Source organism: Flammeovirga sp. SJP92 (assembly GCF_001583495.1).
In the GTDB taxonomy this organism is placed as follows: domain Bacteria; phylum Bacteroidota; class Bacteroidia; order Cytophagales; family Flammeovirgaceae; genus Flammeovirga.
Genome location: NZ_LQAQ01000103.1, coordinates 1 through 16,418 on the forward strand (window position 1 = coordinate 1; position 16,418 = coordinate 16,418).

General features: G+C 33.4%; 15 protein-coding genes. 10 read left to right on the forward strand and 5 right to left on the reverse strand.

What is annotated here, in order from left to right:
• Positions 1 to 155: 155 nt before the first annotated feature.
• The gene (locus tag AVL50_RS27470; RefSeq protein WP_062620441.1) at positions 156 to 1,019 is read right to left on the reverse strand and encodes a carbohydrate kinase; all 864 of its coding nucleotides are present in this window, start codon (positions 1,017 to 1,019) and stop codon (positions 156 to 158) included.
• 188 nt (positions 1,020 to 1,207) lie between these two features.
• On the opposite strand from AVL50_RS27470, the gene AVL50_RS27475 reads away from it, so the two are divergent.
• Positions 1,208 to 2,464 (forward strand): alpha/beta fold hydrolase, encoded by a 1,257-nt coding sequence (locus AVL50_RS27475; protein WP_062620442.1) that lies wholly within the window; start codon positions 1,208 to 1,210, stop codon positions 2,462 to 2,464.
• 80 nt (positions 2,465 to 2,544) lie between these two features.
• On the forward strand, positions 2,545 to 2,775 hold the full coding sequence (locus AVL50_RS27480; RefSeq protein WP_157491610.1) for a hypothetical protein: 231 nt from the start codon (positions 2,545 to 2,547) through the stop codon (positions 2,773 to 2,775).
• Between the two features lie 130 nt (positions 2,776 to 2,905).
• Here the strand turns inward: AVL50_RS27480 and AVL50_RS27485 are convergent, their stop codons facing one another.
• The 3 genes from AVL50_RS27485 to AVL50_RS27495 all read right to left on the reverse strand — a co-directional run bounded on the left by AVL50_RS27485 (position 2,906) and on the right by AVL50_RS27495 (position 6,924).
• Positions 2,906 to 4,045: a glycoside hydrolase family 88 protein gene (locus AVL50_RS27485; RefSeq protein ID WP_062620446.1), complete on the reverse strand. Its 1,140-nt coding sequence runs from the start codon at positions 4,043 to 4,045 to the stop codon at positions 2,906 to 2,908.
• Positions 4,046 to 4,073: 28 nt separating this feature from the next.
• Complete coding sequence (locus tag AVL50_RS27490) at positions 4,074 to 5,462, reverse strand: BNR-4 repeat-containing protein (RefSeq protein WP_062620447.1); 1,389 nt, start codon at positions 5,460 to 5,462, stop codon at positions 4,074 to 4,076.
• A gap of 127 nt (positions 5,463 to 5,589) precedes the next feature.
• Positions 5,590 to 6,924, reverse strand: coding sequence for an AraC family transcriptional regulator (locus AVL50_RS27495; protein ID WP_157491612.1), 1,335 nt, complete (start codon positions 6,922 to 6,924; stop codon positions 5,590 to 5,592).
• A 349-nt stretch (positions 6,925 to 7,273) separates the two neighbouring features.
• On the opposite strand from AVL50_RS27495, the gene AVL50_RS27500 reads away from it, so the two are divergent.
• Complete coding sequence (locus AVL50_RS27500; RefSeq protein ID WP_062620450.1) at positions 7,274 to 7,504, forward strand: hypothetical protein; 231 nt, start codon at positions 7,274 to 7,276, stop codon at positions 7,502 to 7,504.
• A gap of 157 nt (positions 7,505 to 7,661) precedes the next feature.
• On the opposite strand, the gene AVL50_RS27505 is transcribed toward AVL50_RS27500, so the two are convergent.
• Positions 7,662 to 9,716, reverse strand: a complete 2,055-nt coding sequence (locus tag AVL50_RS27505; RefSeq protein ID WP_062620452.1) for a phosphatidylserine decarboxylase family protein — start codon at positions 9,714 to 9,716, stop codon at positions 7,662 to 7,664.
• A 1,594-nt stretch (positions 9,717 to 11,310) separates the two neighbouring features.
• Between AVL50_RS27505 and AVL50_RS27510 the strand changes: the two genes are divergently transcribed.
• From AVL50_RS27510 to AVL50_RS27540, 7 genes are all read left to right on the forward strand, one after another.
• Positions 11,311 to 12,096: a hypothetical protein gene (locus tag AVL50_RS27510; RefSeq protein ID WP_062620454.1), complete on the forward strand. Its 786-nt coding sequence runs from the start codon at positions 11,311 to 11,313 to the stop codon at positions 12,094 to 12,096.
• 193 nt (positions 12,097 to 12,289) lie between these two features.
• Positions 12,290 to 12,745, forward strand: a complete 456-nt coding sequence (locus AVL50_RS27515; RefSeq protein WP_157491614.1) for a hypothetical protein — start codon at positions 12,290 to 12,292, stop codon at positions 12,743 to 12,745.
• Positions 12,746 to 12,870: 125 nt separating this feature from the next.
• Positions 12,871 to 13,473 (forward strand): sensor histidine kinase, encoded by a 603-nt coding sequence (locus AVL50_RS27520; RefSeq protein WP_216639094.1) that lies wholly within the window; start codon positions 12,871 to 12,873, stop codon positions 13,471 to 13,473.
• Complete coding sequence (locus AVL50_RS27525; protein ID WP_062620458.1) at positions 13,470 to 14,141, forward strand: response regulator transcription factor; 672 nt, start codon at positions 13,470 to 13,472, stop codon at positions 14,139 to 14,141. Before AVL50_RS27520 ends, AVL50_RS27525 begins: the two co-directional genes overlap by 4 nt.
• Before the next feature lie 148 nt (positions 14,142 to 14,289).
• Entirely contained in the window at positions 14,290 to 14,823 is a 534-nt protein-coding gene (locus AVL50_RS27530) for a hypothetical protein (protein WP_062620460.1), read from the forward strand.
• A 76-nt stretch (positions 14,824 to 14,899) separates the two neighbouring features.
• Positions 14,900 to 15,607 (forward strand): DUF434 domain-containing protein, encoded by a 708-nt coding sequence (locus AVL50_RS27535; protein ID WP_062620462.1) that lies wholly within the window; start codon positions 14,900 to 14,902, stop codon positions 15,605 to 15,607.
• A 586-nt stretch (positions 15,608 to 16,193) separates the two neighbouring features.
• Positions 16,194 to 16,418 (forward strand): hypothetical protein (locus AVL50_RS27540; RefSeq protein ID WP_157491616.1); only part of this gene is annotated, 225 nt, incomplete at its 3' end.

The following is a 16,418-nucleotide window of genomic DNA, read 5'->3' on the forward strand; positions in this document are numbered from 1 at the left end:
TGCTTGGTGAGTCAATTAAGTAATCTCTATAGAGTTCAAATGCATCAAGTCTTTTCATAGAATAAAGATCGACTTTCTGTCAAAGAAATGAAAATTCAAAATTTTAATAGAGCGATAGCTCAGTTAGATAACTTTGGATTTGTACTTAATACAAATTACATGTTGGTATAATCTGGCATTGCTCCTTTTTGAGTGCAAACAAAAGCTGAAACTTCTACCGCTTTTTGATGCAAATCTTCTAATTTCTTCCCTTCCAACAATCCCATAATCATTGTTGCAGTGAAAGCATCGCCTGCTCCAATGGTATCTGCCACTTTAACTTTTGGTGTTTTACAATAAGAATCATCTTCTGCTGTTACTAAATAAGAGCCTTCTGAACCCATGGTCAATACAACCATCTTCAGATTAAAAAATTCGATTAATGCTTTTAGCCTAACAACTGTTCTCCCTTCAATTTGAAATAAATCAATAAGAACTGTAATCTCATCTTCGTTGATTTTTAAAATATCAGCTTCCAATAAGCATCTCTCAATCAAAGCTTTAGAATAATAATGCTGACGCAGGTTGATGTCAAAAACCTTAAGGCAGTGATCGGGGACGATAGACAGTGTTTCTTGAATACTTTTTTCGCTTTGTGCACTTCTTTGGGCTAGGGACCCAAAACAGATGGCATCTGCTTGTCTAAGTTTTTCTTTCGCCTCTTCTGAAAGCTGTATATCATCCCAAGCTACATTCTCATGAATATTGTAAGAAGGTACCCCCTCCTCACCTAACTCTACTGTTACAGTTCCTGTGGGCAGTTTTGATGCATTTAAAAAGGAAGAAACCTGTTTTTGCTTTAATAACTCAACAATTTCATTCCCTAACTTATCATCAGAGATAGAACTTATGGCATAGGCTTCAGCTCCTTGCTGTGCACAATGATATACAAAGTTGGCAGGAGCTCCTCCTAATTGTTTTCCTTCTTTTAAAATATCCCATAGGATCTCTCCTACCCCTATTATGATTGGTTTGCTCATTTCATTCAAATTTTTAGCTAAGATAAAATTCTACCGCTAATTTTGACAGTTAAAAAAAGATAGGTTTTCCGATTTTGGTAAAATTACTTTAATCGAAGGAGGGTGTTTCTGAACGGTAGCTTTCCAACTATTTAGAAGCGATCAGTGTATTGATTTATGTATCAATACTTAACGCAATTAAAAATTCAATGAACTATATTATTTCTTCTCTATTCTTGCTCTTTTTGTCATTCCAAAATCTTCTAGCTCAAAATCCAATAGATTATATGGCGGGTCATTTCAAAAAGATTGATATTTCTAAATACAAAGGAGGTGAATTAAAGTTGACCGTTAAAGCAAAGGCAGAAAGATTCGATGGCAAAGCAGGAGCATCTCTATTTGTCAGATTAGATGATGATAACGATAAGGTTCTTTTATATGATGGTCCAAAAGAGACGATTACAGAAAACTCTTGGGAAAGATATGCTGTAAGTTGTCAAATCAACAAAAAATCAAAGTATTTGTTACTCGGTGTACAATGCTGGTTTAAAGGGAAGTTTTATTTCAATGATTTTATGTTAGAAATAAAAAAGAAAGGAGGGGATTGGGAAAAAATATTGATTCCAAATTCGGACTTCAAGCTTAATCAGAAAAATCACCCCTCACAGAAGTTTTCTTTACCTCAAAATTGTACAGTATCTGTTCATGATGATGCTTTAATAATTGACTCTAGTAACATCATTCTCCATGGCCATAATGACGAAGTGGGTAAATATATGAATATTGATCAAGTAAAATTCTATTATGAAATCTATGGTAAAGGTTTCCCGCTTTTATTACTTCATGGGAATGGTCAGTCTATTGAAGATTTTGCTTATCAAATCCCTGTATTAGCAAAAAAGTTTAAAGTAATTGCTGTAGACACAAGGGGGCACGGAAGATCCAATGAAGATGGATCAGAACTTTCTTATTCATTATTTGCTGATGACATGTTGAATTTTATAGATGAATTAAAACTTGATAAAGTAAAGGTACTAGGTTGGAGTGACGGTGGAAATACAGCATTAATTATGAGTATAAAATCACCTGATAAGATTCATCAATTAGCCGTTATGGGAGCATGTTTGTATAATGATGAGACCACTGTAAAACCCGAAATCAATAGTGCGTTACATAAAAGAATAAAAGATTTAGAAAAGAAGAACACTGAAATCACCTTTCAGCAAAAACTCTTACACTTATTAAGAGATGAGCCTAACATCAATCCCATAGAACTAAAAAGCATAAAATGTCCCGCATTAGTGATGGCAGGGGAAAATGATTACTTCTTTGAATCACATACTCAATTGATTGCAGAGAGTATTAAGCATTCAAAGCTTATTATTTTTGAAAATGGAACACATGAAGAACCGAAAAGAAACGCTGATCGATTTAATAAAGCTGTCCTTTCTTTTTTTGAAGAATAAAACAATACTAGAAAAGCTATGAAACAGTAAACTATGAGTATCAATTCTTAGATGAAAATATAGATTACAACAATATCAATTTGAGTGTATTCGATTCTGTTTCCTTGATAAGGGTTTATGTAAGAGTCACTGGCGTTTCGGAAGAGGGAAAGGTCAAAGAAGTAGAAATTCTTCGAGGGGCTGATTCACTCATCAACCTTGAAGCCATAAGAGTACTTAAATCTATTCCAGAATGGGATGTGATCTATCGAAGAGGAAAGATCGAACCTCCAAACTATATTTATCCTATTTCTTTTAGAAAACCGGAATAATGGATTATATGAAATAAAAGAACACAAGTGATGCCTTTCAGCAAAACACTTGTGATAAGGTAAAAGGCAAAAATACACCTTGTAAAATTGCAGTATTTAATAATTAACCTATGAAATGAAGAATTATATTTTATTTGCTCACAAACTTATACATTTCAGTGGCGGCCAAAAGATAGGCCCCCACACCAAAATCAGCAGTTGAATTTTCATCTACATGTTGTCCTGGAATAGCACGTTCACCGATGGGCTGAATGTATCCAATTTTTCCATTCTCATTTAATGCGGTATTTGTTAAGTACTCCCATGATTTTTCTACTACAGGCAGGTATTCACCTTTGGAAAGAATGCCGTTGTTGATCCCCCACAAATACCCATAGGTAAAAAATGCAGTACCGCTTGTTTCAGGTCCAGGAGCATGTTTGGGGTCTAAAATACTTCGCGTCCAATACCCATCTTCCTGCTGTGCAGTTTTTAAAGTAAAAGCCATCTTTTTATAAATATCTTCAAAATACGCTTTGTGTTCCCAATCCGCAGGTACATCCTGCAGTACTTTGGCTAAACCAGCAAACACCCAGCCGTCTCCTCTTGCCCAAAAATCTTTCATACCATTCATCGATGTATGTTTCGGGAAAACATAGCGAGCATCTCTGAAAAACAACCCTGTTTCTGTATCATACATGATGTCCTTAGAATATGAAAAATACTCATATAATTTATCAAGGTATTGCTCGTCCCCTGTCAAGTTGTAAAGCTTTGTCATCACGGGCATTACCATATACAAGCCATCTGCCCACCACCAGTAATCATTTCGGTGCGTTGACATTTCATATTGCATTACCTCTTTGGCTCTAGCGACCATTTTTTCAGACTTTTCTTCCGATAAATTGTATAAGTCGATATAAGTTTGAAAGCAAATTTGCCAGTCACCAAACAATACATAATCATCTGTTTCACCATACTTGTACTTCCACTCATTTGGGTCATTGGACTTTGCTCCTTCCCATTCATTGTGTTCAGCCCAAGCCAAAGCGTAATTCTTATAAGCTTCTTTTTTTGTGATTTCGTAAGCGGCTATATTGCCTGTATGATAGGCGGCGTGATCCCAAAAAGACCTCCTTTGTGGTTCATGATTCCCTTGCCAATAATCGTTTACTTTAATGATAATATTCTTTACTTCTTCTTGCTCTGCCACTTTTTTTTGAGTACTGCATCCTATCAAAAGCAAAGTCATTATAATGCCTATAATATGCTTAAATATAGAGTAGTTCATTTTATTCTGAATCAAATTTTTCTACTAATTAATTAACAGTTTCATCGTAAACAGGTGCTTTACCTTCGTATGCTTTATTGATATACTCACCAACCACACGTGCCTTATAATTCATATATGTTGTGTATCGGCCGTAAAACCAAAGTACTACTCGATCTTCTGCCTTGTCAATTCCTTTTGGAACATAAGGTCTTAAATTATCTTGTTTTGAATTTTCAGTGATGGCCCTCCATTTCCAAGTTTTTCCATTGTTTTTTGTTACAGCAGCATAGATTTCATAGCGTTCTCCCTCTACTTCAGTAATTGGGTTTTTATTAGAAGCCATAAAAATCTCATTCGTATTGTATGGATTGATTGTAATGATTCCCGTATAGTCATCTTCTCCTTTATATAAGCCTCTTCCGGCATCTGCTACAAAGTAGTTTGACCACTTTTTTCCATTCCATTTTGCATAATGATAAGTGATAGTGTTGATATCTAATTGTTTTGAATAGCTTACTACAGGATACCCTTTTTGATCATAATTGATATTGTGCGTCCATGCTCTTGCTTTTGTACCGTCTGAGCCAAACTGATACAATTTATTGACACTAGCCACATCAATAGGCTTTCCTTCAAATACATTCTCCAAAGTAGTGATTAGAGTTCCATCTGTTTGATAAATTTTCCCTTGAGAACCGTCTGCATTGGTTTTATAATAACAATGGTACAAACTGTTATCCGCCTTACGAGGGTGCCCATCTGTAAAGAAAAAATCAATTCTGTCTTTTTTATTTGAAGTATACTTTACATATGGACGTACACTTCCATCACCATTTTTAAACAAAATAAAATCTTTCCCATCACGCAACGGCTCACCTTTTTGATTATAAGTCTTTACATTAGGGTTGAAATTATTGGTACGCATAAAGTTGTAGATCTTGCCATTCTCTGCACTTAATTGAAATGCATTGTTGTAAGTTGCTCCTTTATGGTCAGAATTATTGGTTGTTTTTTGTGTGATTTCCTCTCCCCAATCTGAGGCTTGAGTGGGTGCATCGACAAGAGAAGTTCTGAAATAATTCTCTTTTGGACCAATATGCTTACTGTAAAAGGCCATAATTTTACCATCCTCACGCATCAGTATAGAGGCATTGTTGTGATCGTCCTTTTGATGCCAAGTACTTAATTCTACCTCACTTCCAATAGAAGCTCCTGTAGCTATATCATTGACGGATAAAGCTGTTTTCCCATTACTTTTTACATAAGAAGTATAAAGCCTTCCATCTTTATATGCGGCCCTTTCATCGTTGTACCAAGTCCAGGCCCCATCATCGGCTATGATAAAATCAAAACTCTTTTTAGTGTCATGTTGTGCAAAAACTGCCGATGAACTGTAGAGTGTTAATAAACTGATTAAAATATTTTGAAGTCTCATTGATAGAAATTTTATTGATTTCCTAAAATTACCGACTCCTTCTATCAACCATCTTCAAATAGGTGCTATCAAACCTCTAAATAAATGCTTGATACCATTATTCACATTTTGCCCCCGTAATCCAGCATTAATTTTCTACTTCTTTGTAAATTGCCTGATACTCCACAGGGCTTTTCCCGGTTACTTTTCGGAAAACTGTACTGAAATAATTGGGGTTGCTGTACCCCACATCATAAGCCGTATCACTCACAGAATTGTTTTTTAATAGATGTTGTGATGCTTCGATTCTAAGTTTAGTTTGATATTGTAGAATGGTACAGTCCATTGTCTTTTTAAATTCTCGCATTAAATGTGCTTTGCTTAATCCTGCCATCTCGGCTATAGTATCTATACTGATATCTTCAGCGAAACTTTCTTTCAAATAATCTACTACTTTTTTGACCGCTAAAGCATTTCTTTGAGATGGATTTTTGGCTATGATCTCCGATAATTCTACAGCTTCATTAAAAAGAATCTCTTTAACCTGATTGACATCTGAACTTTCTTGTATAGCATGTGTTCGTTCCTCATTCCTTTGTAATAGTTTCTCAGTATCTCCCCCTGCCTCAATAGTTGTATCTGTAAGACTATTCAGAATCTCCCGCACTCTCATTTTATATACTTCCAAATTGCCATAAGACACATCCTCCAAGTTTTCCAGCAATGATTTGATTTTCTTTGTTGGCATTCCCAAATCTGACTTGATCAAAAGAGACAGTTCTTCTTTCAATAAACCTGCCTTTCCTTTCATTTCTTTAATATCAAGTGCCACCGCCCAAATCCACAACATACCTACAGGAATCGATGCAAAATAATACAAGCCAATAAACTGGGGCTCTGCACCCACACCAATCACTAATGTAAGACCAAAAAGACATCCTCCTGAAAGAAATAATAATAGTTTTAATTGACGTTTTCCTAACAGCTCTTTACCAATAAGATACGTACACGGAATAATTAATTGAACAACCCCACTTATAATTTGAATTTTATGTGCCCAATGGACTCCATTGATATTATCATGAATGCCCTCCAAAAACCACCTCAGTGTACCGTAATCATACAACAATACATATGCAACACCCAATGACATTCCTACAGCATAAGTATAAAAGCAGAAGGACTTCGAAACTTTGATCCCTGCTTGTTTAGTCGCTGCAATAAGTAAAGATGGAATTCCAATTCCCAAAAGCAGAACCATGCGTATATACAATATGGTGATAGCTCCTTTCTCAGACAGAAAAACCCAAGCCATTCGTCCAAGCAAAAACACCACAAATGAAATCAGAAATATACTGTATAAGCTGTAGTCTGCCGCTATTCTTTTGCGTACGATTGTAAAATATAGAAGTATTGTAAAAAATAATTGAGCTGACACTATTGGTGCCAAAACGTATTCAAATAACTCTTGACTTAATTCCAAACCTAAGTTGCTTTTAATAATAGAGAAACAAGCTTTTTGTAAAGTTATTATTAGAAAATCTCTTCCAAAAAAGACCGGTAAAGAATTCAAAGATGCTTTAATTTACACCCTATATATACTGCTATTTTTTTCTAATTCTTGTACTTTAAGAAAATACCAAGTATTCCTTGGTTTTAGGGAACGTTTGAAACATCTATTACAAACAAGCTCTTAATTCCTGATGCAAGAATCAAATTTATATTACGAATTATTTGAACCTACAATATGCACGTGTTATTTTTATATTCATTAGCACCTACACACTTTACATTAGATTTTTATCTGGAGTCATTTTTCTCCAATTCAAAGCATGACTTACAAAATGGTGAAACATCTGCCTTCAAATAGAAAAGATGGGTATCAAGTATTTTTCTCTGATATTTTCAATAATACTTTATCTGCGGAGGTAAAAAGTTTTTGTCTCCCTTATGATCACGACTTAAATTCCTGGAAAGGGAGTTCTACTTTTTTCTTCTTTGTTTTTGATCACCAAGGTAAGATCAAAGAAGTATATTCAGGTGAAACAGTACATTATGAATAAAAAATGCAATTTATAGAAAAAGAGCAGGGACTGTTACAAAGAGAATCATTAGAGATTCCATGTTTTGTTACAGCCCCTGCTAACGGTAAATCAGCAAAATAGAGAAATAAATAACATTTAATCAGTTATTGTTAGTTTCTTGCTTCCAGATATGGTACTACAAGTGAAGAGTCTTTTTAGTTGTTTTCACTTCTTTTCCTTTGGAATCTACACCCCAAAGCAGGTCTCCACTAGCATCAACCACTGCAATTGCATAAATATCACTTGAGGCATATTCAGGTACTATAATCGAAATTCCACCATAACACCCTAAAGTCATATTCACATCACCAATGACTAAACCATTCGATCCACCTTCTCTAGATGGATAGTGCATATGCAAGGTGGCCGTCTCTTTCATTGGGACTGGGTTATTTTTTCCTACATTTCCTTGGCAGTCAACGCCCCAAATGGTATTGCCTAATGTGTCAGACACCACCAATGGCCACTGCTGACTACCTTCTGGAACTACAATCTTCAGTGCGGCACAAATAGTATCATTTGGATTATCTCCGATGATATAACCACTACTTCCTGCATTCGGAAAATCAAAGTGTAAATTACTTGATGCTTGAAGATCAAAAGGCTGTTCAGTTCCCCTGTGTTTGTCCACACACCCTCTGGCATTTACTCCCCACAAGTATTGTCCTCTGCCATTTCCCACATTAATAGGGAATGCGGCTTCATCAGAAGGAACAACAGCCAATACAGCACCTGCATTTTTATTGAAAGTCTTCTTAAGTCCAATACGTAATCCACTCTCGCCATTTTCTGTAGGATATTCCAATACTTTATCTACTACTGTGGCAATTTTAGAATTTACATGGATATTTTTGGCACTTAAACCCGGTCGTTCTCCGTGATAATCAAATAGGAGATTGACGTCTTTTTGAAATACCAATAGATGGGTAGATCCTCCAAAATGGAACATACCAATTTCATCACCCTTCTTTACTTCATCTCCAGAGTTCACTGTAATATCACAAGTAGCACATTCAGCCATACCAACAGGAATAACGCACATATCACCAATTGCCGGATTATTTGCTCCTATCTCAATAATGCCTCTAGTGGCTACATTTGAAATATAACCTTGTGACTCATTTGGTCCACTAGGATCTAGATCTAATTGATCTACAGGCAACAACTCTGAATAATAGGTACTGTTGAATGGTTTATGACTGGCTGTATCATATACAGTTTTAACTACACCATCAACCGGACTGTGCCATCTGTGGTAACTTTCTGCACTTAGAAAAGCCTGATAAATTGTACCTCCTTCATATTTGTCTGTAAGAGGGGAATTACCTTCTGTCTCATTAAAAATATTCAATAATGAATAAGGTTGACCTTTCATCCAAAACGCATTTTTACGCTGTACATTATATGCCACTCTGTAAGGCCCAGACTCACAAGCATTAGCAATAACATCAGATTCTTCTGCAATTGGGCGTTGTCCCGGGTTGAATTGACGTGTAAAGAAATCATCCCAGCTTTTAAAGCCATAATGTACATTACTCGTATCAGGGCAATCAAATGCTTTGATGAATGCTTTCCTTGCTCTTTTAGGATCATAATCATTATATACAATGCCATCATTCAAGGCATTCGCTAAGGCAACCATTGCTTTATCACTTAACCAATAATATTGAAAGTCAATAAAGTGACCAGGGTAATCCGTAACATGTTCATTACTGTTTTTTACAGCGTTGACTGATCTATGACTCTTCAAGTATTCTCCCCAATCGTTCAGTACTTTATTGAAATGTTCATTTACACCATCGTCCAAAAAGAAATTATGTCCAGATGGTGTACCCATCGCCCAGTCCAACAGTGCGTTGATTGGAAATCCTACACAGCCTGAAGTATTGAATGTCATGGTCATAGTCATAATCCCATTGAGCAATGGAATAAACTCGTCCCAACTTTGTAATTCATGTCCATATTCTGAATATTGGTACTTGCGAGGTACTTCAGTAAACATGTCATTTGACCATTGACTAATTTGCGGATGGCTTTTCACATACAAGTCTAAAGCAAGTATATTTGGTGTCAATTCCGTTGGGTTTGCTGCAACATAGGATTTGATTCCTTTAATATGATTACGGATTAATTCATAATCTTTAGGAAGCCATTTTCCTACGTTAAATTGATGTTTTTCTTGTACTTTCATTTTTAGGTTGATTTGTTAAAAAGTTTTTGGAGTTGAGTTGGATATTTTCCTTTTATTAATCAATAAAACATTTTAGTTCTACTTAAAAATCAGCTTTTTATTGTTTTCATTGACAATCGAAAAAGCTATAGATTATTCATCGATTACTTTCTTTTTGAATACATTACAAATGTCAGGGAAGCAGGATAGAATTGATAGAGTAAGAATACCGCATTTTCAAATTGAGTATTTATACCTAATCCTATTATTGATATGATACTGATAAATATGAATGAGGACCATAAAGTTGAATTACCCCAAAAGAGAAGTTTCTTCTGACTATATTTATCATCAACTGATATTCCTGAAGCTTTTAGAATATCTTTGAAAGGTCTATTTTAGAAGAAAGATTTTCCATTTTCAGTGGTGAGGAAATTAATAAACTCACGTTCTGAAAGAAGGAATTTTTACTAAAAGCGATTTTTCAAACATGCTCCTAAGGTTGTGCTCTAAAAAGAGCATCAGTAATCCATCTTAACCATAGCTTACCTTAATTTTCATAAGCTTCCAATGACCATGAATATTCGTCTTGCATTAATTTATAAGTAATTTTTTCCTACTCTATTTTAAAATTGGCTTTTCGGTTTACGCCCTTGAAATCAAAAGTTTAATAACAGCCGTTTAATCGATTTTTTGCTTTTGATTATATTACAAATGTCAGAGAATTATAGGCCGTTTTTTAGAGTAAGAATACTACTTTATCAAATTGAGTATTAATACTTGCTTCAAATTTTGGTAAGAATTGATTTTTAAAAAAACGAAGGTCCGAAGGGATACTTTTATAAAAAAGAACTCACTTCAGACCTTGTTTAAAAGCGAAAGTAACAATTAAATAAATTCTCGAAAGTCCTAAAAGTTAAACACCTTAAGTTCTAAATAGGGATTAATTCTATTGCTATGGAATAGAGTACAATAGTTTCTTTTTTATTGAAAGAGTTTTCGGGTAAAGTCATAATTTTAAATACTTTAAGTTTCAATTTGTAAATTAATTAATTCAGTTTTTCTGTACGGATTATAAAATATTTTAAAAATTAAAATGAGTGCTAAAACTTTTATCAAGTTCTATTGTAAATAAATTATAGTGGCAGAATATTTCTCATCAGTTATACATCACTATGATGTTATGGTTTTGGGTTTTACAATAAGATACTTCTGTTTTAAAGTTTCTTTTCATGATTACATAACAAAGATCAAAATTTTTCTTCTTGATTTATAGAGTATAAATACTCAATTGTCGCATTGAGTATTTATACCTAACCGAAGTAAAGAACAGACCACAAAACACTGTATAACAATTAATTAAACTAACTGATTCAACTTTACAAATCATTATTTTTCATTTCTAATGTTACAACACACCTCTTAATCACTGTAAATGAAAAGCTTGCGTACTCTCAATAATTGAATTATATTTAGAAATAAGTAGATTGTACTAATTTTTGGTAAGCACTTTACTTAAAGTGTTACACCTTAAATGATTACACCTAAAACAAGATATTGTAAACTACTACTAGTTAAAAATCTAACTACACCTTTTAAAACTAAATATTCAGCTATGCTAAAAAAAGAAAAATGCATTCAAGCAATTCAAAAATGGGCAGAAACTAAAAGCGATTTCTCAAAAGTAAACAAGCTCATCGATCCTACTAAAGGATTCCGCTTTGACAAATCGGACCGTGAATGGCTAAAAAAGAACAACGACAATAGTCAGTTTCATATTTATGCAGGCGTGCATGATGACAAATTTATCTTAATTCTTGTTCCTTTAGATAAAGAAGGAGCGGAAGTACAGCTTGATAAATACCTCACAAAGAAGCTTTCTCATTTGAAATACGATATCACATTAGTGGAAAAAGAAGTGGTCACCACTGTTTCTAAAACAAGATTATCTAAAAGCTTAGAAATTGAGAAGTTCTGGCAAGAAGTGGATTATCCAGTTATTAATGAACCCTCTATTACTGAAAAAGCATCAGCAAAAGATATCGAACAATGGAAATACAATTGCTTGGATTGGTTCTATTATGAGTGCACTACATTCAAAGGAAAGTATATCTTTAATGCCTTTACAGTTCCATATGCAGATTTAGAGAGCGGTGATGAAGATCAGGATGATGTTGTTGCTTTGTTTGGTTTTAAAAAATCTTTTATCTATCAAAAGCATTTACCTATCTTAATTTTTATAGCTACAAACCATAAAGAAGGTAATCCAATTGAAGTAAGAACAGGCAAAATTCTGAAAGTCAATAGTGATCAAACTTCTACTCTTCCTGTAAATACACTAGATTGGGTACACCCATGTCCGCCATTATGTAAAGATAGACCTACTTATGGATTTTTATAATCAAATAATTGATTCACTATATATATCTATTTACTTTTCTTATCTAACATTATGTATTGCCTTTATTTACGGCATGCTAAAAAATTCGTTACGAACGAATAAAAGGATAAAATGGTATATCTACTATTTAGGGTTTGCATTAACAATAGAGCTTTTTACTTATATTTCCATTTATATATTAGAGCATTCAAATATGCAACATCTTTATCCTATATATGTGGCAGGAGAATTTTATATAGTGGTCAATTTATTTTTAACCGAACTAAAAGCCGAAAAAAAATGGAAAATATTGAGTGGGGTTATAAGTCTTTGTTTTCTTATTGAAGCTGGGATCTTATGGTTTCTTAATAATGATGCGTCAAATGGTTTTGGTAAAATTTTATCTCACTTAACTATAATATGCATGGCAGTGTTTGTTTTAATAAAGAACTTAAAAGAGTTAACTAAAAGTAATCCACTTACAGTTATTCATGCTTCATTACTTTTATATTACAGCGTTTCTTTATTTTTATTTATGATAATGGATCAATTAAATAATATCAATCTTCCTATTTGGATAATAAATGCTGTGCTTGCTTCCATCCTATACATTACCTTCATTTATACATTTTATAGGCTAAACAAATGGTCATTGAAATCCAATTCATAGTTGTTTTTACTATCGTATTAACAATCATCATCGTTTTTATATTTCTACTATATCGAGCCTTTATTAATAAAATACTCCAAGAGAAAAATATTCAACATGAACTAGAGCTCAATCATCAGAAAGAAATGGCATTACAAGCTTCTTTGGTTCAAGAAAATGAAAGAAAAAGAATAGCAGAAGTGTTACATGATGATGTGGGTAACAAGTTGAATATCCTATCACTTTGGATTAATAATGAAGATACATGGAATGATGAAAGGTCAAAAGAAATCATTGTACAACAGATTCCGGAACTGATTGAGACTACTAGAAATATCTCTCACTCTCTTTATCCTGTTAATCTGGAAAAGTTTGGGCTAATTCTAACCATTGAAGCATTAATTGCAAATGTAGACAAATCCCTTTCGGTTGAATTACTTATGCAACATAAATACCAGCCTAGGGGTATCTCATTTGAATTACAAATCTACCGCATCATTCAAGAATTTTTAAGTAATGTGATAAAGCATGCCAAAGCCTCAAATATGCTTATCCATATCCGAAATACTAAAGGTTCACTTTGCATTATTTTGTCTGATGATGGTGTAGGTTTTGATCACTCACAGCTACAAGAAGGAATGGGACTTGACAATATAGACAGTAGAATTAAATCCATTGATGGATGTTGTAAATGGAAAAGTAAAAAAGATCAAGGAGTAAGATTAATTATAGTACAGCCAACACAATGAATAATAAAATAAATATAGCCCTCGTTGATGATGAAGTGTTATTAATAGAAGGGCTTTCGCTTATTTTCTCAAAAATCGGACATGTAAACGTCGTTAAAACAGCTAACAGCGGTTTAGCATTTTTAGAATACCTTGAAAATACAGAAAGTGATGACCTACCTGATATTGCTTTAGTGGATATTCAAATGAAACCTATGGATGGTTTTGAATTAGTAGAATCTCTGAAAGGGCAATATGAAGATTTGAAAATTATTATACTTTCTTCGCATTATAAAAGTAATATTGTGGGGCATATGATAAAACTGGGCGTGTCCGCTTTTATCCCCAAAAATGCCAATAGAGATTTACTGGTTGAAGCCATTGAATCTGTTTATAAAACCGGCGTCTATTTTACAGAAAAAGACAAAGAAATGCTTGTGCAATATATGACAAGTAATTCAAAAAAAATTTCATTGACCACAAATGAAGAACTATCCGAAAGAGAAATTGAAGTTGTAAAGCTCATTTGTAAGGAAAATACCAATCAAGAAATTGCAGATAAATTGTTTCTAAGTAAACGAACCATAGAAAACCATAGACAAAGAATCTTGGATAAAGTGGGAGCTAAAAACACTGTAGGTTTGGTTGTTTATGCAATAGCAAATCAAATTCATCCTCTCCCACAATAATCAAACAAAAACTATACATCTCAATATAACAGTAATACAAAATATTTGAACCCTTATTTGTTTGTACTATTTTTAGAAGATTAATATAAAATATAAACCGCTCGAAATATTAGAGCATGTTTGAAACATCTCTTAAATAAAATAGTTAATGGGATTCGGATTCAATCTTTTCTTTTCCTGCATCATTTTTCCAGTAAGTCTTGCCTTGTTTGCTATGTGGTTGCATAAAAGAAAAAGTAAGTACCTTAAATCACTTTTGTGGCTTTGGGGATTCATTATTAGTGGCGTAGTCTTGTCTTTGTTATTTCGCCCTGCCGAAATTATAAAATTAAAGAAAGAAGATTATTACGGACATTATGTGATAGACCAAAGCTTCTTTGACAAAAAACAAGCAGAATGGCAATACAATCATTTTAGATTCAAAATTACGGACAGTGATAGTATCTTTTTCTACATTACTGAAGGTAAAACGATCACAAAAACATACTCAGGAAGGATTGAGACAACCAATACTTATAGTTCAGAAAGGTTAGTTATTAAAATGGACCAACCTACTCATCATGTTTTAGCATCAATGCCGACCACCATTAGAAGCTCAAAAAGTTTTTATTTAGTGTTTAAATCTTCTAAGTATCATAACATGTTTTTTAGAAAAGGGAAATGGGAAAGTACGACCAACTAACCTTTTGTCATTTTCAAGGAAATTCTTTTATTCCTATTTTGTGAAAAAACGAGTTTTATCAATCAAAAAGTAAACTTTGAAACTAAGAAACAGAGGCAAACAATCGAATGATGAGAATTTCTTTTCATCTAAATGGCATCCAACATTAAAAGAAGCAGTGGATGATTTGTGCTTTTTACTGACAAGAGGATATGGAGCTAGCTCCTCTTTAAAACTAGTGGGAAATAGATACCGTCTCAATAAAAGGCAACACTTGGCCATTGCTCGAATAAGTCATAGTGATCAAGCTATTGAGTTAAGAAATAATAAAGCGTTAAAGGATAAAGAACTAACCAACAAAAGTGTTGAAATTGATGGTTTTAATTTATTGATTTTAATGGAAAGTTATTTATCAGAAGGTTATATTCTAAAAGGTAGAGATGGTGTTTTTAGAGACATTGCTAGTGTCCATGGTACTTATAAAAAAGTAATGAAGACGGATGAAGCCCTAATCAAAATAGGTACAGCGCTGAAAGAATTAAATATCTCTTCTGTAAAATGGTATTTGGACCAACCCATTTCAAATAGCGGAAGTTTAAAATCTAAGTTGCTTGAAGTTAGTAATGAACACAGCTTTAACTGGGATGTAGAATTAGTATTGAGCCCTGATAAGGTACTCGCAAAAAGTCAAGAAATAGTGATTTCTTCTGATGGCTGGATTTTAGATAACGCTACTCAATGGTATAATTTGGGAGCCTATTTAATAGAAAAACCTGATGAAAATTTGAATATAATTCAAGTTTAATATATCAACCGAAAATTAAAATTTAATAAGCAATTGTTTCTTTTTACAAGATGCGATTGCTTTTTCATATAACTACCATAACACAGAAAAGTAAAAAAAACACCACTTTAACTATTTGTATTTCAATAAATAAGACTTATTATTAGGTAACTAAAGTAAAACTATATGTTTTTTGCTACGCTACAGTGTAAGTCAATTCGCAACTTCTCATTTCAAAAAATATAATTTATTAAAGTTCCGAGGTTGTTGATTAACAACCTAAAGCAAACTGACTTTATCCGACAAAACTTAAAGTAGCACACCAAAAACTTTTAATAACATTTTTAGAGTGGAGTCCAGATACCACTTAAATCAACGGTGGCAAATTCCAAAAGCCATAAAAGTAGGACAAACAAAAACTAATTCAACATGTCAGTATTATTCTTCACCTCCCAAATTGAAAAACCATTCAAACCCACAAATACCCCTTTACCAAAAAAGGGTTGCCTCTAAATATTTGTGAGAAATGAATGGGTATAAGTTAATCTCAAACAGAAACCACTTATTCAGAAAAATTAATTAAAGTAAACACCTAACTATTTTTAAAATGAAACAAAGTAAACTTAAAGTATCAGAAGTTGGTCAATATGTAAGCCAAAAGTATTTTGACCAACATACTAAATGCTACCAAGAAAACTTTCCAGATACAATTTCATCATTTGCTATTCCTAAGTCTTTGATTGAAAAAGTAATCAATTTATCTCCAGAAGTAAAAGGGATTCGGTTTATGTACGGACTTGCCGATCATTTAAACCCTAATAGTATACGCATA